The sequence below is a fragment of the Shewanella gelidimarina genome (assembly GCF_023283945.1).
GTDB lineage: Bacteria > Pseudomonadota > Gammaproteobacteria > Enterobacterales > Shewanellaceae > Shewanella > Shewanella gelidimarina.
Genome location: NZ_JAKIKW010000003.1, coordinates 314,423 through 336,396, shown reverse-complemented (window position 1 = coordinate 336,396; position 21,974 = coordinate 314,423). Strand labels below are relative to the sequence as shown.

The following is a 21,974-nucleotide window of genomic DNA, read 5'->3' as shown; positions in this document are numbered from 1 at the left end:
ACACTCTAGCTGTGTACATTAACCAAAGGTATCGTTTTCACCTTTAGCAACTGAGCTAATATCGCGTAAATCTTTTTTACTTACCGAATTTGGTAATTCCATAAGTTAATATTTGGAGCGACATATCAGGTTCGAACTGATGACCTATACCTTGGCAAGGTATCGCTCTACCAACTGAGCTAATGTCGCATAAATCTTTTTATTACACTCTAGCTGTAAACATTAACCAAAGGTATCGTTCTTCACCTCTAGCAACTGAGCTAATGTCGCATAAATCTTTTTATTACACTCTAGCTGTAAACATTAACCAAAGGTATCGTTCTTCACCTCTAGCAACTGAGCTAATGTCGCATAAATCTTTTCATCACACTCTAGCTGTGTACATTAACCAAAGGTATCGTTTTCACCTTTAGCAACTGAGCTAATATCGCGTAAATCTTTTTTTGCTTACCGAATTTGGTAATTCCATAAGTTAATATTTGGAGCGACATATCAGGTTCGAACTGATGACCTATACCTTGGCAAGGTATCGCTCTACCAACTGAGCTAATGTCGCGTAAATCTTTAAATGCTGTCTTAACTATACTCGCTGGATTAAAGGTATCGTTTCTCACCTTTGCCAACTGAGCTAATGTCGCATTTCAACTTTTTTACTTAATCACTAAGTTTGCCGTTTAGTGAAAAGTTGAGGCCGCATTATAGGAGAATTTCACTGCTCTGCAACCCCTTCTTGCAAAAAAATGACTGATTGCTTAAATTTTGAAAACTTTCGCACGATAAAACTGCAATTCGGCGATAGATTCCTGAATATCGAGTAAAGCTTGATGCGTATTTTGCTTGGTAAAACCTTTCATTGCTGATGGCTCCCAACGTCGAACTAGTTCTTTTACTGTACTGACATCTATATTTCGATAGTGAAAGAAGTCCTCAAGCGCTGGCATATAGCGGTTTAAAAAACGGCGATCTTGGCCAATGCTGTTGCCACACATAGGTGAAGCACCCGCTGGAACATACAGTGACAAAAATGCGATCGTCTGTTCAATCGCATCTTCTTCACTAAACTCACTGGCTTTTACACGTTCAACAAGTCCTGATTCGCCATGGTGCTTTTGATTCCAATCATCCATCAATGCAAGTTGTTCATCAGTCTGATGAATCGCAATCACAGGACCCTGTGCGATAATATTCAACTCTTTATCAGTCACTATAGTCGCGATTTCAATAATTCTGTCGACTGCAGGCTCAAGCCCCGTCATTTCAAGATCGACCCAAATAAGGTTGTTTTCATCTATAGCCATAAAGCGACCTATTATTCCCGTTAGCCTAAATTCAGGCTTTTTTGTTTAAGACGGTGTATCATACTGCTTTTTTAAGCGACAAAAAATCACCTTTATCATTGAAGACTAATACGTGAGCAAAAAGAAACCATTAAGCCAAGGTCAGTTACGCAGAATGCGTAACAACCAGAAAAAGAAATTGCATAGCAGCGAAGCTGGCGAAAAGACTCCTGAATTACAGGATAACTCTTTAGGCCCTGAGCAGTTAGGCACCATTATTTCTCGTTTTGGTCAACATGCGGATGTTGAGACCGAGACAGGCCATTTAGCGCGCTGCAATATACGCCGTAATATTAAAAGTTTAGTCACTGGTGACAAAGTTATTGTGCGTTTAGCAGTAACGAGTGAATCTGGTGCAAGCCGAATAGAAGGTATTGTTGAAGCCGTTCATCCAAGGCATTCACTACTGTCTAGACCGGATATGTACGATGGCGTTAAGATTATTGCCTCGAATATCGATCAGATCCTTATCGTCACTTCTGTTAAGCCTGCGTTTACCACGCAAATTATCGACCGTTATCTTGTTGCCTCAGAAGATACCGGAATTGCGCCCGTTATCGTGCTCAACAAAGTCGACTTGATTTTACCTGAAGAGCTAGCTGAAATAGAAGCTGCACTGCAACGTTACCGCGATGTGGGTTATGACGTCTATAAAGTCAGTAGTAAAACGGGTGAAGGTGTCGAACAGATAAACCAACTGATGAATGGAAAAGTCAGTGTGTTTGTAGGCCAATCAGGTGTCGGCAAATCATCGATGATCAACGCCATGATGCCAGACGCAGAGCTCGTCATTGGTGATATATCTGAGAGTTCAGGTTTGGGTCAGCATACAACGACCACCGCTAAGCTACTCCACATATCCACCGGCGGTGACTTAATTGACTCCCCTGGCGTCCGTGAATTCGCACTATGGCACTTACCCGCTGAAAGAGTGGGCCAATGCTTTATTGAATTCAGAGAATATCTAGGGACGTGTAAGTTTAGAGACTGCAAACACCTCAATGATCCTGGTTGCTCAATCACCGAAGCGTTAGCAGCCGGTAACATCAGCGCAGATCGATACTATAACTACCACAAAATCATTGCCAGTTTGGATGAACAAAGACACGCTCGTCATTTTAGAGCTGGTCCAGACGAATAAAAAATAGAACTTAAAGGAATTTGAAATTGGATAAAGTCAAAATTGCACTGCAATATATTATGCCAAAGCATTTGGTATCACGTCTTGTGGGTAAATTAGCCGCAGCTGAAATGGGCGCTGTCACCACGGCTGCAATTAAATGGTTTATCAAGCAATACAAAATTGATATGAGTGAAGCCGCGCAGCCTGCGCCTGAAGCTTATCCAACTTTCAATCAGTTTTTTACTCGTGCATTAAAGCCTGGTATTCGTCCACTATGTGAAGACAAAGATTACATCATCCACCCTGTGGATGGCGCAGTCAGTCAATTAGGTCCTATTGAAGATGGACGCATTTTTCAAGCAAAAGGCCATGACTATTCATCTCTAGCGTTACTCGGTAATCAGGCTAATGATGCTAAACGTTTTGAAGATGGTGATTTTGCTACTATTTATCTAGCGCCTAAAGATTACCATCGCATTCATATGCCAATAAAAGGCACTCTGTCTAAAATGACATATGTACCAGGTGAACTGTTTTCAGTTAACCCGCTAACCGCGCAAAATGTTCCAGGCTTATTCGCCCGGAATGAGCGTGTTGTGGCCATTTTCGAAACAGAGATTGGCCCTATAGCAATGGTACTTGTTGGGGCAACGATTGTGGCCAGCATTGAAACAATATGGGCTGGTACTGTTACACCGCCAACGGGTCAAGACGTGTTTACTTGGGATTACCCAACTGAGGGGCCTGAGGCACTCACCCTTGAAAAAGGTGAAGAAATGGGACGTTTCAAATTGGGCAGCACTGTCGTTATGTTATTTGCTAAAGACGCACTCGACGAGTTTGCTGACGGCGTAGAGCCAACAAGCATTACTCGTATGGGTCAAGCTTTTGCAAAAATTGAAGACTAACTAACACCATTGAATCCAAGTGATAAAAAAACAGGGCTACTTGAGCTGCATTTAGCGGTACTGCTTTTTGGTGGTACTGCCCTGTTTTCTAAACTCATCCCCTTAAGTGCGTTAGATATTACCGTACTGCGCTGTGTTGTCGCAGCAGCGGTACTCGCACTTATCGTTAAGCTGAGTAAGCAAAAAATAGCACTCGAGGCAGCAAAGGATTATTTCGTCGCTATTGGACTGGGTATTATCGTCAGTTTGCATTGGGTAACTTACTTCGCCTCAATGCAACTATCTTCAGTTGCAATTGGCATGATAGCCTTCTTTACTTACCCCGTTATGACGGTGCTCATTGAGCCATTGGTCACTAAATCCAAACTAAAACTTGCCGACGTCATCAGTGGCATTTTGGTATTGACCGGGGTGGCTTTACTTATCCCTGAGGCGAGTCTTGGCAACGATGTCACCCTAGGCATAGCCATTGGCGTACTCTCAGCTGCACTATTCACCGCTAGAAACCTATTACATAAACGCTATTTTTCACAATATAGCGGTCAACAAGCAATGTTCTATCAAACCATGGTTGCAGTGGTTTTCCTTGCGCCATGGTTCACCACTGAAGTAAGCAGTATTGAGCTCAATGTTTGGTGGTTAATCGTATTACTCGGCGTGGTATTTACAGCAGCCCCTCATGCGCTATTTACCTCCGCACTGCGATTACTCAGCGCCAAAACCGTCGGTTTAGTGTCGTGTTTGCAACCCTTGTATGGTGCGGTGCTGGCATTACTTCTTCTCGGTGAAGATCTTGAACTAAAGACCATTATTGGTGGAACATTGGTCGTTGCCACTGCATTATTTGAAACTCAACAGAGCCATAAGTCACAACGGATTAAAAAGACTATATAGATCCATGTATTTATCTGAATAACTTGGCTACTATGAGTAAGTCCTTTTCGATTTATGCAAGCCACTAATCATGCATCGTTTTTTATTGGTTTTCCTGTGTTTTATTTGCACTATAGCCAACGCTAACCCGTCAACTCAACTTGAAAAAAGGTTGGGGTTAAGCCCTTCGGGCATTAGCAGTACGCCACAAGAACAACTCGAGCTTCTCAACAGCAAAATAAGTGAGTTATCTCTCACCGAAGAAAGCGCTAGAGCGCTGGTACACAATTTTGATCAGCATAAATCGAATCTTCTGAATCAAATCAGAGAGGCGCAGCAGCCGCTTGCATGGTCAAATAAGCAAGACTTGAATCAACAAGGTTCACTAGCGTACTTACGTTTATCTGAACTTAAAGAGATTGAAGTCAGCTTAAGCAATAAAATCAACAACTTAATAAAGTCACTCGACAGCCTCCCCGATGCTTTAAGCAAGGCAAGAGCGACACTCACTAAACATAAAAAAAACCGTATTGCTATCGATCAAACCTTATCAAACCAACTACTTACTACCCAGGAAACCTTATATAAGCAGCGTGTCGCAACGTTAGAGGCGATGTTAGCAAGCAGCCAGAAAGAGATTGATCTCAATCAACTGCAGCTCAAATTGGTACGACAGCAACTACAGCAACAAGAGCAACTCATTGAACGCCTCAATCAAGAGCGAGACATACAACGGCATAAACGTACAGAGGCTGCTATCGCAAGTAGTTTATTGCCAGAGTCAAATGGCGCAGACCCAATAGCCCAAGCGCTTAGTGATGCAAATTTGGGCTATGGTGAAACACTAAAATCACTCAACTTAAAAATAAGCCAAGCGCTTAAACAACAAGAGCAAGCAGAAGCTCAATACCAAGCTCAAGCTAAACAGCTAACCAATATCCAACAGCAGATAAGTTGGATTAAACTAAACTCTGCTTTTGGCGAGCGTTTTTTGCAAATGTTGCAAGCGCTTCCTAAGCCGCCAAGCCAAGACCCGGTCCAAAATGACATTGCCAATGCACGGCTAGCGCGCTATCAAATCGAACAGGCGCAAACCGTCAGTGTACAACAACTCAACAATGTGCCTAAACCAACGCAACTGCACGCTAAATTGCTTGTCTCTCAAGAGCTATTATTGCAACAGTTATTACAAAGCTACGATCTGTACTTAAGTGAACTGGCTGATTTAAGAGTGAGTAATGAGCAGCTAAATCAGCAGTATTTAACGTTAAGAGATACCCTAAACGAACACCTATTCTGGGTGCCTAATGCTAATCGAATTGGCGGTTTGTGGCTTACCGATCTGCAACAAAGTGTGCAATGGATGATCCAGCAAGCACCCTTGCAGCAATTGCAAAAATCATTCAGTGAACAGGGGAGCTTATGGTCTTGGTGGTTGATTTTATTCATCGTCAGCCTAATCGCGCAGGATATTCTGACCCCTAAGTTCAAAGCCGCCATGCGCCGCGAGTTACCTTTTGTTGGCAATGTCACCCAAGATAAATTTATTTATACTTGGCATGTGTTCGTTAACTCTGTCAGCTATAGCCTATTAAAGCCATTACCGATTATTTTAGCTGGGGCCATTTTCTATACTTCGAGTCTTAACTTTGTGTCAGCGATTGGCATGGGCGTTATCGCAATAGGGGCTTTTTATCAGCTCTATCGTCTTGTGCATTTACTTGCATTAGATAAAGGACTTTTAATCAACCACTTTAAAGCGCAACGTAATATTATTCGTGTCGGGCAAGAGCGATTTAAACAACTCACGATTATGGTTATGCCATTTTTGGGATTCGCCGCATTTGCAGAGATCATCGACACCTCTCTTGTTAGAAATAGCCTTGGCCGCGGTGCATTCATTATTTTTTGCTTAATGCTGTTCTGGTTCTATAAAGATATTTTAAACATTGCTAATCGAGGCAATAAACATCATCAGAACGATAAAAATAGAAAACTAATCCAAAAACTACTTTGGGCATTGCTGATCATTACCCCGATTGCCTGTGCGTTATTAGCTTTTCTCGGCTACTACTACACTGCATTTCAAATGTTTTTACAGCTACAGATATCACTCATTTTAGGCTTAGGTTTCTTACTGTTATATCAATTAACCAAACGTTGGATGCTCATTGAAAGACGACGTATTGCGTTCGAACGCGCTAAAGCTAAACGTGCAGAGGTACTCGCCCAACGTGAGAAAGGTGAAGTAAACGCTCCAGAACAATTAGATACCTATGAAGAACCAGAGGTCGATTTAGAGACCATTTCAGGTCAATCTCTGGGCCTAGTCCGCTCATTGTTACTATTGGCATTTTTAGCCAGTATTGTAGGCCTGTGGACCCAAACTCATACTGCATTGTTCTCTTTGCTGGATGGGGTGACGTTGTGGTCTAGTAATACCACGCTCAATGGCATTGAGCAGCAATTGCCCATAACCTTAAAGTCATTGCTACTGTCGTTTATCATTGTTGGTTTTTCGATGATGATAGCCACTAATCTGCCAGGTTTGATTGAGTTGACCATCCTGCAACGGCTCGATTTAAGCCAAGGTACTGGTTTTGCCCTTACGACAGTTAGCCGCTATCTGGTGATCTTCTTCGGTATATTAAGTGGTTTCTCAACACTCGGAATGGAGTGGTCTAAGCTGCAGTGGCTAGTCGCTGCATTATCGGTCGGCTTAGGTTTTGGTCTACAAGAGATCTTCGCAAACTTTATCTCTGGCTTGATCATTCTGTTTGAAAAACCGGTTCGAATTGGCGATACGGTGACGATTAGAGATCTCACTGGTACCGTGAGTAAAATCCAGATCCGAGCAACCACCATTATTGATTGGGATCGTAAAGAGATTATTGTGCCCAACAAGGCCTTTATTACCGAGCAATTAATTAACTGGTCGCTGTCAGACCCTATTACACGCGTGATTGTTTATGTCTCCGTTGCGCGAGACTCCGATCCTGCTCGTGTGGAAGCAGCCCTTTATCAAGCGGTTCAAGAGTGCGACGATGCACTGTTAACACCTGAGCCTGAAGTTTGGTTTGCAGGCTTTGGCCAACATACTCAGGACTTTGAAGTGAGAGCCTATGCCAAAGATATGGGCACTCGTTGGCCATTAAGACACAAACTGCACAAGCAGATCAGCAAGAAGTTACGCGATAACAATTTGGAACTCGCCTACCCTCAGTTAGAAGTTCATTTATCGACGGGACAGAGTAAAGATGTCCAAAGCTTGATAAGAACCTAATACTCAATGACTCAAGAAGCCAACTAATGAAAATATATGCTCACCGCGGCGCAAGTGGCTGCGCTCCTGAAAATACCACCAAAGCTTTTATGAAGGCGGTTGCACTAGGAGCAAAAGCCGTTGAGTTGGATATTCATTTGGTCGAAGGCGAACTCTATGTGTTTCACGATAGAAGGCTTGACGCCAAAAGCTCAGGTAAGGGGCTTATCGATAAAGCGAGTAAAGATTATTTACGAAGTATCTTCGTCTCTGGTGAAGCAATTCCGAAGCTGACAGAGGTATTAGCCGCGTTAAAGCCTCACAATATTGAAGTCAATATAGAGCTTAAAGGCCTATCGGTGTTGCCCGCCTTTATTAAGGTGTACGCTAATCTGCTCCACGAGCAGAATTATGATCCAAACTTACTGCTAATCTCATCTTTTAATCACCCGATGTTAAAAGCATTTAAACAGTCTTTTCCTAGCGCCAATGTGGCGCCACTGATTGAGGGCGTGCCACTTAATTTAGCGCAAGTGGTCACCGACCTCGACGCCTACTCTATCCATTTAGGCCTGAGTTTTGTCACCGAAGAGATGATTAATGATGCACACCAACGCGGAGCCAAGGTTTATGTTTATACCGTGGATTTTGCCGACGACATAACAATGCTGGCGGCACTTGGAGTGGATGGCATCTTTACTAACTTTCCAGATAAAGCCATTACCGCATTAGCGGAAGATTAACCGCATAGAATTGAGCCAATGAATAGCCAGTCATGCAATTTATAGCCGATTGTTTGGATATCTCTTTCTCAAAATAGTGCAATGTAATCTACACTAGAATTAATGGCTTAAACTTGTTTATTTCGTTGAGCCCAACCCCCTATAGTAAAGAAAATCGCGATGATAAGCAGGAACAACCAGTGTGAAGACACTCCAGCCATATATTGTGCTAGTAGCGGGCTTAACTTCACAATGATTAAGCCATAACCAAATGCATTTACTAAGACAAAAATGAATGTTCGAATAATAAAAGATCGCCCCGTTAAATAGCGGCGCAAAAAAAGGTTAATATCACTACCAAATACAACAAGTGCACAAGCAATAATTGCAGTTGACACTTCTGTTAGCCAAGGATAGATAAACGAACCTAAATAGCTAAGAAATTCAATTAATTTAGACATTAATATCCTCGAGTTTAACGATGTAGAGCTAGAATAAAGGGAGTCTGCATGGGACACAAGTTACTATTGCTTACCAGAGAAAATGAACGCTATCGTCAGCTTTTGGCTTCTTGCCATCTGCCTAATATCCACATTCTGGATGATAACCCACAAAATATTTTCAATGCCGACATCTGGCTCGCAGAACCTAGCCTCGCCGCCCCCATATTGCCCCATGCTACCAATTTAAAATGGATGCAATCGACGTTTGCTGGAGTAGATGCGCTCGTAAAACCGAGACAGCGCCGAGACTATGAGCTGACCAATGTGCGTGGCATTTTTGGTCCATTAATGAGTGAGTACTTGTTTGGTTATCTACTGGCGTATCAGCGAGAGCACGTCAAATATAGAAATCAGCAGGCTCAAAAAATTTGGCTTCCGGGTAGCTACAAAACGTTGCAAGGGCAAAACCTATTGCTGTTAGGAACAGGCTCTATCGCTAAGCATATAGCCCAAACAGCGAAACATTTTGGCATGCATGTCATTGGCATTAATCGTGGCGCAAAACCGACAAAAGGCTTTGATGAAGTCGACACGTTAGCGAACCTAACACACCACCTGCCTCGGGCTGATGCTGTCGCCAGTATTTTACCCAGTACCCCTGAAACACGAGGAGCACTCAACCAACATACGCTATCGCTATTAAAAAAAGAGGTGGTGTTATTTAATCTCGGTAGAGGCGATGTACTCGACTTGGATGCTTTATATATTCAGCTGATTCAAAACCAACAGCAACAAGCTATTCTTGACGTCTTTAATCAAGAACCTTTGCCTGAGGAACACCCTATTTGGTCACTAGACAATGTGGTGATTACGCCGCATATTGCCGCGCCAAGTTTCCCCGAGCAAGTGATAGAGATCTTCTCAGAAAACTACCGTAAGTGGATAAAGGGTGAAGAGCTATCTCATCGAGTTCATTTCGAACGTGGCTACTAAACCCGCCTTACAAGCACAATAGTCATGAATCGACAAATCAACATAAAACACAACCAAGTGCGCAAGCTGCCACTGGGTTGTGAGCCACTGCAACCTTTTTAATAACGGCAAACCTAACAAACGACTGATAACCATTCTCATTAGTTATTAGCATTGAGAATCGTTTTCATTTATACTGCGTGCATATTCGATTGTTGGATCATTATTTATGTACGTTTGTCTTTGCCATGCCATTACAGATACCCAGATTAAAGAAGCCGTTAGCCAAGGCGATGCTTCATTAGCGGATGTAAAGAAGCGTCTCGGCGTTGCAAGCCAATGTGGTAAATGTGCAAAAATGGCAACTCAAATCATCCAAAGACAAGTCGATATTGAACCCAATTGTTATGAAGTCGCTTAACGACTTATCAATAAAAAAATGCAGCCATTTGGCTGCATTTTTATTGTCTATCATTCAGAGTTTTCCGCTACTCTTGCGGCGAGCCTTCGCCTAACTCAACACTATCAACACGCTGAAGTCCACGGGGTAACTTAGCTCCTCGACGGCCACGCTCTCCTCGGTAATGCTCCAAATCACTTGGCTTTAAGGTGAGTTTTCGCTTACCAGCCCACAAGGTGACTGACATACCTTCAGGGATCACCTGTAGATGTGTTAGCAACTCTTCCCGGCTTTTAGCGCGTTCAGTCGGTATACCAATGATCTTGTTGCCCTTACCTTTGGTCAGCTGCGGTAAAGCATCTAACGAGAAGAGTAACATCCTGCCTTCGTTGGTAATCGCGAGGATAGATTGTGCTGTCGATTTATCGACTTTTTGTGGCAGTAATACTTTCGCATTAGCAGGTAAGCTCAACAAAGCTTTACCCGCTTTATTACGCGATATCATATCTTTATTTGCCGCAACGAATCCGTAACCGGCATCGGAAGCTAAAATATAACACTGCTCTTCATCTGCCAGTAATACATGCTCCACCGTTGCACCAGGTGCGAGATTAAAGCGAGTGGTTATAGGCTCGCCTTGAGAGCGGGCTGACGGCAATGTATGGGTTTCAGTGGCAAATGACCGACCGGAAGTATCAATAAACACACTCGGTTGATTACTGCGGCCAGGAGCGGCACAAAGATATTCATCGCCCTCTTTATAGGACAAGCTCTTTCCATCAACCTCGTGCCCTTTGGCACATCGTACCCAGCCTTTCGCTGACAATACGACAGTAACAGACTCTACAGGGACAAGTTCTAGCTCCGTAAGCGCCTTAGACTCTCCGCGCTCTACCAGTGGCGAGCGTCGCTCATCACCGTAATTTTCGCCATCTCTAATCAGTTCTTTTTTAATTAACGTTTTCATACGACGCTCAGAACTTAACAACAGTTGCAGCTTGTCTCGCTCTGCAGCTAACTCATTTTGCTCAGACTGGATCTTAAACTCTTCTAACTTAGCCAAGTGGCGTAATTTCAGATCCAGAATCGCATCGGCTTGCTTATCTGACAGATTGAATCTTGTGATCAACTCAGCTTTGGGCTCATCGTGAAAACGAATGATCTCAATCACTTCATCTATATTCAAAAATGCAACCATTAAGGCATCAAGAATATGCAGTCTCGCTAAGATTTTATCTAAACGGTATTCTAAACGGCGCTTAACCGTCGTGGTACGAAACACCAACCACTCCGTTAATATTTCAAGTAGACCTTTAACCTGTGGGCGCCCGTTTAGACCTAATATATTAAGGTTGACTCGATAACTTTTCTCTAAATCCGTGGTCGCAAAAAGGTGTGCCATCATCTGATCACAATCAACGCGGTTAGAACGCGGCACAATGATCATCCGAACAGGGCTTTCGTGATCAGACTCATCACGTAAATCCGTTACCATAGGCAGCTTCTTAGCCTGCATCTGCCCTGCCATTTGCTCTAATATCTTGCCGCTACTCGCTTGATGTGGCAACGCGGTAATCACCACTTCACCATTTTCAACAGTGTATACAGCACGGGCTCTAATCGAGCCTTTACCGGTCTGATATATTTTGGCAATATCCGCAGCCGGAGTAATTATCTCTGCTTCTGTTGGATAATCAGGTCCAGGAACAAACTCCATCAAACGTGGCAGGTCAGCTTTCGGGTTATCGAGTAACTCGATACAAGCTCCCACAAGCTCCTTAACATTGTGTGGCGGCACATCTGTCGCCATACCAACAGCAATGCCGGTAATGCCGTTGAGTAAGATATGAGGCAGTCTCGCGGGCATTACTAACGGCTCTTTCATGGTGCCATCAAAGTTTACGCCCCAATCAACAGTCCCTTGTCCAAGTTCACTTAATAGAACTTCAGAAAATTTTGACAGTCGAGCTTCGGTATATCGCATCGCCGCAAATGACTTAGGATCATCGGGTGCTCCCCAGTTTCCTTGACCGTCGACCAATGGATAACGATATGAAAACGGCTGTGCCATAAGCACCATGGCTTCGTAACATGCACTGTCACCATGAGGATGGTATTTACCTAGCACGTCACCGACCGTACGCGCTGATTTCTTATGCTTTGACGTTGCGGACAAGCCAAGCTCGCTCATGGCGTAAATTATCCGCCTTTGTACCGGTTTCAGTCCGTCACCAATATGCGGCAGAGCACGGTCCATGATCACGTACATGGAATAATTAAGGTATGCCTCTTCCGTGAAGCGGCGCATTGGCATTTGCTCTACACCGTCTAAGCTTAAATCTATCGCATCACTCATTAATCATTATCCTGTGACTGATTTTTTTGTGTCTCTTTGTAATACAAACGGTAAACGTTACCTTTCAAATCGTCCGAAATATACATGGCACCATCGGGTGCGGTGATCAACGAATGGGGTCTGGCTACCGGAAATTCACCATCTAAGAAGCTAACAACGGTGCTACGCTTGACGACTTGTTTATCTTTTATCTCAAGCATTACTATTTGATAGCCAACTTTGCTTGAGCGATTCCACGAACCATTTTCAGCAACAAACATTTGATTCTGATAACGTTCTGGAAATTGATCTCCGCGATAAAAGTGCAGCCCCTTAGGTCCAACGTGAGCAGGTAGCTCGTATTGGGGAGCGACCACTTTTAAGTTTTTAGGCTTATCATAAGCGGGTTCAATAACATCTTTTCCGTGGAGATAGGGAAAGCCATAATGACTGCCTATGGTTTCAACTTTATTAATCTCATCTGGCGGTAGGTTATCGCCCATCCAGTCTCGACCTAAGTCTGAAAACCACAACTCTTTATCTTTAATTGACCAATCAAAAGCCGCAACTCGACGAACACCACTCACAATTTGCTCGCTTTCGCCAGTGTTGACGTCGATAGCAATAATGCTACCAAACGGTGCCTCTGGCTCACATACATTACAGGGCGCACCAATCGCGATATAAAGCCTGCCATCAGGGCCAAAATGCATCGCACGTTTGCTTTTTTGGGTGTTACCAGGTAAACGGTCATATATCTCTTTCGCTCGGCCCGGACGCCTTAGCCGTGATTCAATATCAACAAATCTTAAGATCCGTTCATCTTCAGCGACATATAAAGCGCCATCATGAAAAGCAATCGCTTCGGGATAATGCAGTCCTTTAGCAATGATATAACGCTTGTCTACTCTACCATCTTGGTCTGCATCCACGAGCGCGGTTATGGTTCCTTCTTTGTAGGAGCCAACAAACAGTGTGCCCTTGCTCCCCAAGGCCAGCTGTTTAGCATCGCCCAAATCGGAAGCAAACAGTGTTAAACCAAAGCCTTTAGAGACTGTGATCATCACAGGCTCCGCGGCTATACTCGTTGCGCTACAAATAAGCTGAATCAATATTGCGGACAAACCGACACATATTTGTTTGGGGTAATTTTTAAACGTCATTATTATTCTTTTAGTTTAGTGCTCTGTTGAGGTAAGCGATCTATCTAGATCTGCGCTAAATCACCCTTTGTCTCCAGCCAAATTTTTCTGTCGCCAGAACGTTTTTTAGCTAACAACATATCCATCAGTGCTAATGTGTCGTCAACATCATCAATGGTCAGTTGAACCAATCGACGCGTATTGGGATCCATTGTGGTCTCACGCAGCTGCAGTGGATTCATTTCACCTAGCCCTTTAAATCGTGTTACTTGGACTTTCCCTTTGCGTTTTTCAGCTGCGATGCGGTCAATAATGCCGTCTCTCTCTGAATCATCGAGTGCATAGAACACTTCTTTGCCAATATCGATACGGAACAAAGGTGGCATAGCCACATAAATATGTCCTTGCTCTACCAAGACACGGTAATGCTTCATGAATAGCGCACACAACAAGGTGGCAATATGTAATCCATCGGAGTCAGCATCCGCTAAAATACAGATTTTACCGTACCTTAATTCAGAAATATCAGTACTGTCGGGATCACAACCAATGGCAACCGAAATATCATGAACCTCTTGTGATGCCAGCACTTGCGATGCATCGACTTCCCAAGTATTGAGGATTTTACCCCGCAACGGCATAATCGCTTGAAATTCACGATCACGCGCTTGCTTAGCACTACCGCCTGCAGAGTCACCTTCCACCAAGAACAGTTCGCCACGCATTGGGTCTTGACCACTACAATCGGTCAGTTTCCCTGGTAATGCCGGACCCGAGGTTATACGCTTTCGCGCAACTTTTTTTGCTGCTTTTAAACGTTTCTGTGCATTATTAATGCACATATCAGCCAAGGCTTCAGCTTGTTCTGTATTGGTGTTCAACCACAGGCTAAATGCATCGCGTACAATCCCTGATACAAAAGCTGCACATTGTCGGCTCGATAACTTCTCTTTGGTCTGTCCTGAAAATTGTGGGTCTTGCATCTTAATAGACAGGATAAAGGTGCAACGATCCCAGATATCTTCAGGAGTTAACTTGATACCACGTGGCATTAAGTTTCTAAATTCACAAAACTCACGCATGGACTCGAGCAAACCTTGCCTAAAACCATTGACGTGCGTACCACCTAACGGTGTTGGAATAAGGTTTACGTAACTTTCATTTAAGTAATCGCCACCTTCAGGTAACCAAGTGATAGCCCAATCAGCGGCTTCAATGTTGCCTTTGAAACTCCCTACAAATGGGTCTTCTGGCAACGTTGGGGCACCAGCAATTGACGACTTTAAATAATCTTCTAAGCCGCTTTCATAGAACCACTCTTGTGTTTCATTAGCCTGCTTGTTTACAAACTTAATTCTCAAACCAGGACACAATACAGCCTTAGCTTTAAGCAAATAACTGAGCTTACTCACTGAGAAATTGCCTGAATCAAAATAGCTTATATCTGGCCAAAAATGGACTCTAGTACCGGTGTTTCGTTGACCACAAGTGCCGGTGACTCGGAGATCTTCCACTTTTTCACCGTGCTCAAAAGCCATATCATAGACTTCAGCATTTCGCCTTACGGTAATTTCAACTCGGTTAGACAGGGCGTTAACAACAGAAATACCCACCCCATGTAGACCACCGGAAAATTGGTAGTTTTTATTAGAAAACTTACCACCAGCATGCAGCTTAGTGAGGATCAACTCAACGCCGGGGATCCCCTCTTCAGGATGAATATCCACAGGCATACCGCGGCCGTCATCGGTGACTTCAAGTGAGTTGTCAGTATGTAAGATAACGTCGATACGACTTGCGTGCCCAGCGAGAGCTTCGTCGACACTATTATCTATGACTTCCTGTCCTAAATGGTTCGGGCGCGAAGTATCGGTATACATACCCGGGCGACGTTTTACAGGGTCAAGTCCGTTTAGGACTTCAATAGCATCTGAGGTGTATTGATTTGTCATGGCACACATATTTTTTTGTTATTCAGGCCATGTTGCGGCCCTACGGGTCTATTTGTCAAGAAAACAGGTATTCACAAATGGAAGCAAGCTGCTTTTCATAGCCAATAAAGCGATGTTCGCCGTCTGGTTCTATTAACAGTTTACAACAATGATATTTCTGTACGGCCTGTTTATAGTCGAGTACTTCATCGCCTGTTTGTAACAGTACATAAAAGCGATCAGGATTCATAATAGCTGCAGTATCGAACTCAGCGATATCCTGTTTATGTTTAGCTGAAACCTGATAGGTTTCATTTGTATAGGGATTGTACTGAGTGCCGATGAATTCATCAAACAGTTCGAAGGGTTTTACCGCAGGATTAATCAAAACTGCGCGTCCACCGTAGTTTTCAGCCAAATAACTGGCAAAATAGCCTCCTAATGAAGAGCCTATATAGCTAATCGGCTTATTTGCAGCTTTGGCTTTTTCTACCATTTGAATCAATAACGCCATCGCCTCTAGTGGTTCACTAGGCAGCTGCGGTTGATAAAAGTCTAATTCGGGATAATGTTGCTTAATAAAACTTGCGGTCACAAGTCCTTTGTCTGAAAGCGGAGAGCTATTAAATCCATGAATATAAAGCAGCATAGTTCCTCACGCTGCGGTGTTATGTCTTACTTAATAACCGCCAGCTTCATTGTCAGGTGAAAAGTTTTCGCCTGGTACCCGATACACGTTAGTTAGGATGCTACCATCAGACTTAAGCTCCAGCAAACGGTAACCCGGTTGAAGTGCATCTAATGCAAAATAGGGAGACTTAGGTTTAAACTGAATACAAGTCGACGGCGTGGCCATTAACTTGACTGGCCCATGCGGCCCTAGATGAACAGTATCAAGACTTTGGTGAATATGCCCCCAAAGTAGCCCTTTGACTTGTCGATAACGCGAGACCTGCTCAATAAAGTCGCTGCCGTTGTCCATACAATGTTGATCTAACCAAGCACATCCCGCAAGAACTGGATTGTGATGCATCACCAGCAAGGTGTAGCGGTTAGGTTCAGCTTTAATTGCATTATCAATGAGACTTAACTCGTCATCAGACATATGCCCACCGGGCCTGCCTCTAACCGTAGAATCCAGCATAATAATTTGCCAATTACCTGCCAGTATCCTTTTTTGCCCATATACTTTCTCACCCTGCATATGCAGATTCATAATACGGGGGTCATCATGATTCCCAGGCAAGTAATGACAAGGCATGTTTAACGGGGTAATCGCATCGATAAAATTATGGTAAGACTGGTTTGAATAGTCTTGACTGATATCCCCTGTCGCCAACATAAAGTGTGCAGGGTAATCAACAGCAGCAATGGTATTCAATACTGCATTCAAGCTATGGGAAGTGTTCAAACCTAGTAACTGAGCTTCAGGATCAGCAAAAAGATGAGGGTCGGTGACTTGCACCATTCTCACACTGCCTGACTCAGAAATTGAATAAGAGATTGCCTCTTTTAGCAAAGTAATTACCTAAATACCAGATTAACAAATAAATTTAGTTAAGTTATCTATCTTCAATAACTCTTCAAGAAACGCATTCACTTGATACTTCTCATCACGATGATGCATATGCATATTTGGATAATCATACACTGGACGCAATTGGTAAATCTGTTGACTAGTTAACACTTCTGCTAATTTAGCATCATGATAAACGCGAACTGATACTTTGGGCCTTGACACTAATGCATGATCGCCTGCACATCTTGAAATTTCGACCAGTTGAGTATATTTAGTATTTTCCAACAGCCGAACATCCAGCCGACCAAACTCACCATCAACTTGCCAATGCTGACCTTCGCAAGGCTCTTGTGTAAGCCAACGCTGAATGTGCATATAGTTGCGAGCACAGACAGCTAAAAACTGACTGACATTGGGCCGGTACTTATTCTTGTGGACGAAGATGACTTTTGACACGATATAGTTCCAAGGAATTTTTTAAGTCGAGCAACAATGATCATTTTTCATTATCGCGTTTAACCAAATCTCGATAGTTCAATTGCAGCCATTGCAGGCCAATGACGGTGGAAGCATTATCTATGACTCCATCAATCAACATTTTGTAAGCCAATTCTCTGTCCACTACATGGACTTTGATGTCTTCATGCTCTTCAGGTAAACCAAAGTTGCCACCCGCATTTGATGAATCCACTGCAGCCCAATAAAAGTCAAAACGCTCGCTTGTACCACCAGGGCTTGAAAAATACTGATTCACCTTAGTAACACTAAATGCATCAAGACCGGTTTCCTCTTTAAGCTCTTTAAGGGCAACATTTTCAGATGTTTGACCCGGATCAATCATCCCGGCGACTAATTCAAACAACCAAGGCGATTTAGCGCTGCCGAGCACTGGTATGCGGATCTGCTCAATCAGCACCACTTTATCGTTAATCGGGTCATAGGGTAACACAACCACAGCATGCCCTCTTTCAAACACCTCTCTGGTTATTTCACCACTCCAACCGCCGTCAAACAGCCGATGTTTAAAGCGATACTCTTCCATTTTGAAGAAGCCTTTATATAAGGTTTTCTTAGCGAGTAATTCAACATCTTTATGACTAAAAGTATTGTTCATTTATTCCCCTAAACCTACTTGTTTATCAAGGTGTTTATGCCAAAATAAAGCAAAGTAAATATATTAATACTAAGATAAAAGGCAGATCTGATTATTGCGATAAAAAACTGTTACACTTCATAGTTGACTTAGGAATTGTAGGTTTTTACTATCTACCCACTAAGTTTAGATGTATTGGGAAGCGTCGGGAAGCGCAAACCGCCTAACTTTTCATTATAAGTTAGGCATAACTAAACAAAACAAAGTTAAATTCGCTCCTCAATGGGGAATTTTGTCTAAAAGGACAGCAAATGAAATTCAAGATCCGCTATCTATGTGCCGCGCTGACGCTGGCCGTCTCTGCTCAGGTCGCACATGCCGACGACCTTCTACAGATATATCAACAAGCATTAACCAGTGATCCTATTGCGCTGCAAGCCAAAGCACAGCGTGATGCACTTTATGAGCAAATAGAAGAGCAACGTGCACCGCTATTGCCAACCATTAGTGCCAACGTCGGTTACGATAAAGCGTGGAACGATAATTCAGCAAACACCGCTGAAGATACCAGCGGTATCGTTGGTGGCATTTCTTTAAATCAAGTTATCTATGATCACAGTGCATGGGTAGGTTTAAGCTTGGCAGAAAAAGCGGCATCACAAGCTGACTCTGCATATGCATCTTCGCTGCAAAATTTGATTATTCGTGTAACGACAGCATACTTCGATGTCCTTACCGCAAAAGATAACTACGAGTTCCAAGGTTCAGAGAAACGTGCAATTGATCGTCAACTTGAACAAACAAAACAACGTTTTGCCGTGGGTCTTACCGCGATTACCGACGTGCATGAAGCCCAAGCGCAATATGATTTAGCCAACGCAACTGAAATTCTAGCTGAAAATACACTTGCCAATAGCTATGAAGCACTACGTGAAATTACCGGTATTGATCATAAGAGTATTAATATCTTAGACACTACCCGTTTTTCAGCAGCACCCATTGCCCCTGCAATATCGGCTGACTGGATCAAAATAGCAGAAACCAATAACGTTGATTTAATGACAACACGTATTGGTAAAGATATTGCTGAAGAGACCATTACGCTTTATAAAGCCGGTCACATGCCTTCACTGAGCCTAAATGCAGGGTATAAGAAGGGAATTGAACAAGACAGCGGCGGTATTAACCAACCTGACTTCGATAACGGCACTGTTGGTGTCACACTGAGCATTCCTATTTTTGAAGGCTTTAAAGTCACTTCTCAAGTCAATCAAGCTCAGTATCAATATGTTGAAGCAAGCGAGAAGCTTGAACAGACGCACCGTAAAGTCGTTAAAGATATCCGTAATAACTTTAACAACGTTGGCGCTTCGATCAGTTCAATCCGTGCATATGAGCAATCAGTGATCTCATCAGAGAGTGCACTAAAAGCAACTCAAGCCGGTTTTGAAGTGGGTACTCGTACTATCGTTGACGTGTTAAACCGTACTCGAGACTTGTATGATTCAAAGCGTAAACTGTCTGATGCGCGTTATGGCTATATCAATTCAATCATTGCGCTTAAGCAAGCTGCTGGTACATTGAATGAAGATGATGTTAGCAACATTAACAGTGGCCTAATAGCACCACTGTAAATACTAAGATAGATTATTGAACAATAAAAAGCCCGCTGTTATCAGCGGGTTTTTTTATTACTCTAAATATTGTTGTTTAACTGGCGGTCAATTTTTCAGCAAGACGAGTCGCATTGCGTGCAGTTATTCCGTATATCGATAATTGCGGGTTTGCCCCTAAACTCGTGGGAAATATGGAGCCATCCATTACCGATAAGTTGTCAAAGTAGTGGGACTCACCGTAACTATTCACCATCGACATTTTAGGATCTTCCCCTAACGGACACCCTCCCATCACATGTGCAGAGGCAACAACCGTCTTTAATGGTGCCAGATCCATCTCCGCAATCGCCTTTTTAGCCTCCGACCAACTGTTTAAATAAGGCATGCCCTCACTAATGGGCAACACCTTATTGGCGCCGGCAGCAAATTGCAGCTCAGCCATGCTGGCGTAAGCACGTCTTGCGGCTCGCCAAAAAGCATCAGTGAGCGGATAGTCCAATGTACTGCCATGATCGGTTAACTTAACCTCACCGCCAGGGCTGTTCTCATGATAGCCATCTCTCACCAACGCGATGGTGACTTGTAGCTGGTTAAAGTTCGCCATTAATTCGGCATGACTTTGTCCGTAACCTATCGTTTTAGATGCGATCAAAATAGGATGAATGGGCGGTACTTCTAGCTTATAACCGAGCTCACCATCGGCACCATTTTTCCATACAAACTCATCTGAATAAATGGATTGTGGTGCGCCACTATGGCCATTAATGGGATCAGAGAAAATAGCACCACTAAGTAAACTTGGATGCAGGAAAGTCCGTTTACCGATAATCTCATAGGGATCCGGTAACTTTGAGCGCAACATTATCGTCGGTGTATGGATGGCACCCGCGGCCAGAATATAGTGCTTTGCCTTGAAGACGATCTCCACCGGCAACGGTTTCATATTACTGTCTAATGCCTGTGCTTTTAATGCATAAATTTTGTCATTGTGATGCTCAAGCTTCATCACTTTGGCCTGACTGACCAGTGTAGCGCCCAGCTCTAACGCAGCAGGTATGGTGGTGACCAACATTGATTGTTTAGCATTCACCGGGCAGCCCATACCGCAATACCCTGTATTCCAGCATCCTTTTACATTGCGCTTAATAACAGTGTAATCCCAACCTAACTGCTCACACCCTTCCTTTAAAGCGGCATTATTGCGATTAGGATCGAATGTCCATTCACTGATATTGAGCCGCTGTTCCATTTTTTTGAACCAAGGTGTCAACTCATCAGTCGAGAGTCCGACTACCGATTTTTTTGAGGCCCAATAAGCTAAAGCCGGATCTGGAGTTCGGATAGATGTCGTCCAGTTAATCGTAGTGGACCCCCCTACTGCTCTGCCCTGAAATATACCAATCGCTTTATCGGTTGTCTTCATTCCAGCTGCTTGTTGGTAGAGATCGGGATAAGCGGTCCGCTCCTCCATCACAAAGTCTTTAGAGGACTTCAGAGGCCCCCCCTCAACAATAATGACTGACAGGCCAGCATTAGTGAGGATCTCTGCGGCAGTTCCGCCTCCAGCGCCACTCCCCACAATAACCACATCAGCTTCAAACGTTTGATTTGATGTTAACTGTCCCGCATTTATATGCGCCCAGCCCGAATTTAGTCCAGTAACAATCGGATCTTCAATGGCCACAAACTACTCCTCACTACCGACAAGGTTTATCAATAACATCAATTAATCTCCTCAAGAAAATCAGGTTTAGCGTAATGTAATCGGCTCCAATGATCTGGGTCCGAGTAATAGCTTGCCATGACCAACTCTCTCAAGCCTTGATAAGCTGTCACCATCATTTCAATATAGCTTGTACGCCATCCTTGCAGCATCTCTATTAGCTCCACGCTGTTACGCATCATTAATGGCGTCATGCTACCCGTAAGAATGAGCAGCCCCAATCGCCCTTCTAATAGGTCTAACAACTGTTCAAGCTCGGCCTGGCTATCTTCAGGTAACAACAAGATCGTTTGTTCAATAGCATCTAAGGTGCGGTTTTCAGCATCTCTTTTTAATCCAGGTACGTCAGGGAGTGCACCGTCGAGAAATACTGGCAGTAATACGCTAAAAAGCAGTCGATGTTTACCATCAAGCTTAGGATTGACACTGATGTAATCGGTAGAACAATAATTAACGCCTAGCGCTAGGCAAGCCGTTCCAGCTAATGCAGTCGTTATAAAAGTACGTCGTTCCATCTTGTCCTCTTATTGTTATTATTGGCTTTTTATAAAAGCTGACGTTGATAAAAGGTGGGG

General features: G+C 43.5%; 19 protein-coding genes and 2 tRNA genes. 8 read left to right on the top strand and 13 right to left on the bottom strand.

The genetic code is table 11. The features are described 5' to 3' along the window. Positions 1–113: 113 nt before the first annotated feature. From L2729_RS05000 to orn, 3 genes are all read right to left on the bottom strand, one after another. Positions 114–189: transfer RNA gene (locus tag L2729_RS05000), tRNA-Gly, on the bottom strand. 291 nt (positions 190–480) lie between these two features. Further along, positions 481–556 (bottom strand) — tRNA-Gly (locus tag L2729_RS04995). A 196-nt stretch (positions 557–752) separates the two neighbouring features. Further along, positions 753–1,298 (bottom strand): oligoribonuclease, encoded by a 546-nt coding sequence (gene orn / locus L2729_RS04990; protein ID WP_248987250.1) that lies wholly within the window; start codon positions 1,296–1,298, stop codon positions 753–755. 112 nt (positions 1,299–1,410) lie between these two features. On the opposite strand from orn, the gene rsgA reads away from it, so the two are divergent. The 5 genes from rsgA (at position 1,411) to L2729_RS04965 (ending at position 8,246) form a co-directional block, all read left to right on the top strand. Continuing rightward, complete coding sequence (gene rsgA / locus L2729_RS04985; protein ID WP_248987249.1) at positions 1,411–2,478, top strand: small ribosomal subunit biogenesis GTPase RsgA; 1,068 nt, start codon at positions 1,411–1,413, stop codon at positions 2,476–2,478. A gap of 26 nt (positions 2,479–2,504) precedes the next feature. Then, positions 2,505–3,368, top strand: a complete 864-nt coding sequence (gene asd / locus L2729_RS04980; RefSeq protein ID WP_101092536.1) for an archaetidylserine decarboxylase — start codon at positions 2,505–2,507, stop codon at positions 3,366–3,368. A gap of 9 nt (positions 3,369–3,377) precedes the next feature. Then, positions 3,378–4,262, top strand: coding sequence for a DMT family transporter (locus L2729_RS04975; protein WP_248987248.1), 885 nt, complete (start codon positions 3,378–3,380; stop codon positions 4,260–4,262). 70 nt (positions 4,263–4,332) lie between these two features. Then, positions 4,333–7,524: a mechanosensitive ion channel domain-containing protein gene (locus tag L2729_RS04970; protein ID WP_248987247.1), complete on the top strand. Its 3,192-nt coding sequence runs from the start codon at positions 4,333–4,335 to the stop codon at positions 7,522–7,524. A 26-nt stretch (positions 7,525–7,550) separates the two neighbouring features. Beyond that, positions 7,551–8,246 (top strand): glycerophosphodiester phosphodiesterase, encoded by a 696-nt coding sequence (locus tag L2729_RS04965; RefSeq protein ID WP_248987246.1) that lies wholly within the window; start codon positions 7,551–7,553, stop codon positions 8,244–8,246. A 107-nt stretch (positions 8,247–8,353) separates the two neighbouring features. On the opposite strand, the gene L2729_RS04960 is transcribed toward L2729_RS04965, so the two are convergent. After that, positions 8,354–8,686, bottom strand: coding sequence for a DUF3392 domain-containing protein (locus L2729_RS04960; RefSeq protein WP_248987245.1), 333 nt, complete (start codon positions 8,684–8,686; stop codon positions 8,354–8,356). A gap of 48 nt (positions 8,687–8,734) precedes the next feature. Between L2729_RS04960 and L2729_RS04955 the strand changes: the two genes are divergently transcribed. Together L2729_RS04955 and L2729_RS04950 are read left to right on the top strand one after the other, a co-directional pair. Further along, positions 8,735–9,661: a D-2-hydroxyacid dehydrogenase gene (locus L2729_RS04955; protein ID WP_248987244.1), complete on the top strand. Its 927-nt coding sequence runs from the start codon at positions 8,735–8,737 to the stop codon at positions 9,659–9,661. 208 nt (positions 9,662–9,869) lie between these two features. Then, positions 9,870–10,061: a bacterioferritin-associated ferredoxin gene (locus L2729_RS04950; RefSeq protein WP_101092542.1), complete on the top strand. Its 192-nt coding sequence runs from the start codon at positions 9,870–9,872 to the stop codon at positions 10,059–10,061. A 67-nt stretch (positions 10,062–10,128) separates the two neighbouring features. Here the strand turns inward: L2729_RS04950 and parC are convergent, their stop codons facing one another. From parC to nudF, 7 genes are read right to left on the bottom strand one after another with little or no spacing between them, the layout of a single operon-like run. Then, complete coding sequence (gene parC / locus L2729_RS04945; protein ID WP_248987243.1) at positions 10,129–12,396, bottom strand: DNA topoisomerase IV subunit A; 2,268 nt, start codon at positions 12,394–12,396, stop codon at positions 10,129–10,131. Beyond that, positions 12,396–13,538, bottom strand: a complete 1,143-nt coding sequence (locus L2729_RS04940) for a PQQ-dependent sugar dehydrogenase (RefSeq protein WP_428848221.1) — start codon at positions 13,536–13,538, stop codon at positions 12,396–12,398. The genes parC and L2729_RS04940 overlap by 1 nt, the downstream gene beginning before the upstream one ends. Positions 13,539–13,582: 44 nt before the next feature. Beyond that, the gene (parE, locus tag L2729_RS04935) at positions 13,583–15,469 is read right to left on the bottom strand and encodes a DNA topoisomerase IV subunit B (RefSeq protein ID WP_101092545.1); all 1,887 of its coding nucleotides are present in this window, start codon (positions 15,467–15,469) and stop codon (positions 13,583–13,585) included. A 55-nt stretch (positions 15,470–15,524) separates the two neighbouring features. After that, on the bottom strand, positions 15,525–16,097 hold the full coding sequence (locus L2729_RS04930) for a YqiA/YcfP family alpha/beta fold hydrolase (RefSeq protein ID WP_248987242.1): 573 nt from the start codon (positions 16,095–16,097) through the stop codon (positions 15,525–15,527). A gap of 30 nt (positions 16,098–16,127) precedes the next feature. Continuing rightward, entirely contained in the window at positions 16,128–16,967 is an 840-nt protein-coding gene (cpdA, locus tag L2729_RS04925) for a 3',5'-cyclic-AMP phosphodiesterase (protein WP_248987241.1), read from the bottom strand. A gap of 21 nt (positions 16,968–16,988) precedes the next feature. Then, complete coding sequence (locus L2729_RS04920; protein WP_248987240.1) at positions 16,989–17,423, bottom strand: DUF1249 domain-containing protein; 435 nt, start codon at positions 17,421–17,423, stop codon at positions 16,989–16,991. A gap of 40 nt (positions 17,424–17,463) precedes the next feature. Then, positions 17,464–18,081 carry an ADP-ribose diphosphatase gene (gene nudF, locus L2729_RS04915; RefSeq protein ID WP_248987239.1) on the bottom strand — a complete coding sequence of 206 codons (618 nt, stop codon included), beginning with the start codon at positions 18,079–18,081 and terminating at the stop codon, positions 17,464–17,466. Positions 18,082–18,371: 290 nt separating this feature from the next. On the opposite strand from nudF, the gene tolC reads away from it, so the two are divergent. Then, complete coding sequence (tolC, locus tag L2729_RS04910; RefSeq protein WP_248987238.1) at positions 18,372–19,694, top strand: outer membrane channel protein TolC; 1,323 nt, start codon at positions 18,372–18,374, stop codon at positions 19,692–19,694. 76 nt (positions 19,695–19,770) lie between these two features. Here the strand turns inward: tolC and L2729_RS04905 are convergent, their stop codons facing one another. Next, entirely contained in the window at positions 19,771–21,360 is a 1,590-nt protein-coding gene (locus L2729_RS04905; RefSeq protein WP_248987237.1) for a GMC family oxidoreductase, read from the bottom strand. Positions 21,361–21,398: 38 nt separating this feature from the next. Continuing rightward, the gene (locus L2729_RS04900; protein WP_248987236.1) at positions 21,399–21,914 is read right to left on the bottom strand and encodes a TAT leader-containing periplasmic protein; all 516 of its coding nucleotides are present in this window, start codon (positions 21,912–21,914) and stop codon (positions 21,399–21,401) included. Positions 21,915–21,974: the final 60 nt, after the last annotated feature.

Coding starts and splice junctions, on each gene's coding strand:
- orn (WP_248987250.1), bottom strand. CDS start 1,298: ATGGCTATAGATGAAAACAACCTTATTTGGGTCGATCTTGAAATGACG.
- L2729_RS04970 (WP_248987247.1), top strand. CDS start 4,333: ATGCATCGTTTTTTATTGGTTTTCCTGTGTTTTATTTGCACTATAGCC.
- L2729_RS04965 (WP_248987246.1), top strand. CDS start 7,551: ATGAAAATATATGCTCACCGCGGCGCAAGTGGCTGCGCTCCTGAAAAT.
- L2729_RS04960 (WP_248987245.1), bottom strand. CDS start 8,686: ATGTCTAAATTAATTGAATTTCTTAGCTATTTAGGTTCGTTTATCTAT.
- L2729_RS04955 (WP_248987244.1), top strand. CDS start 8,735: ATGGGACACAAGTTACTATTGCTTACCAGAGAAAATGAACGCTATCGT.
- L2729_RS04950 (WP_101092542.1), top strand. CDS start 9,870: ATGTACGTTTGTCTTTGCCATGCCATTACAGATACCCAGATTAAAGAA.
- parC (WP_248987243.1), bottom strand. CDS start 12,396: ATGAGTGATGCGATAGATTTAAGCTTAGACGGTGTAGAGCAAATGCCA.
- L2729_RS04940 (WP_428848221.1), bottom strand. CDS start 13,538: ATGACGTTTAAAAATTACCCCAAACAAATATGTGTCGGTTTGTCCGCA.
- parE (WP_101092545.1), bottom strand. CDS start 15,469: ATGACAAATCAATACACCTCAGATGCTATTGAAGTCCTAAACGGACTT.
- L2729_RS04930 (WP_248987242.1), bottom strand. CDS start 16,097: ATGCTGCTTTATATTCATGGATTTAATAGCTCTCCGCTTTCAGACAAA.
- nudF (WP_248987239.1), bottom strand. CDS start 18,081: ATGAACAATACTTTTAGTCATAAAGATGTTGAATTACTCGCTAAGAAA.
- tolC (WP_248987238.1), top strand. CDS start 18,372: ATGAAATTCAAGATCCGCTATCTATGTGCCGCGCTGACGCTGGCCGTC.
- L2729_RS04900 (WP_248987236.1), bottom strand. CDS start 21,914: ATGGAACGACGTACTTTTATAACGACTGCATTAGCTGGAACGGCTTGC.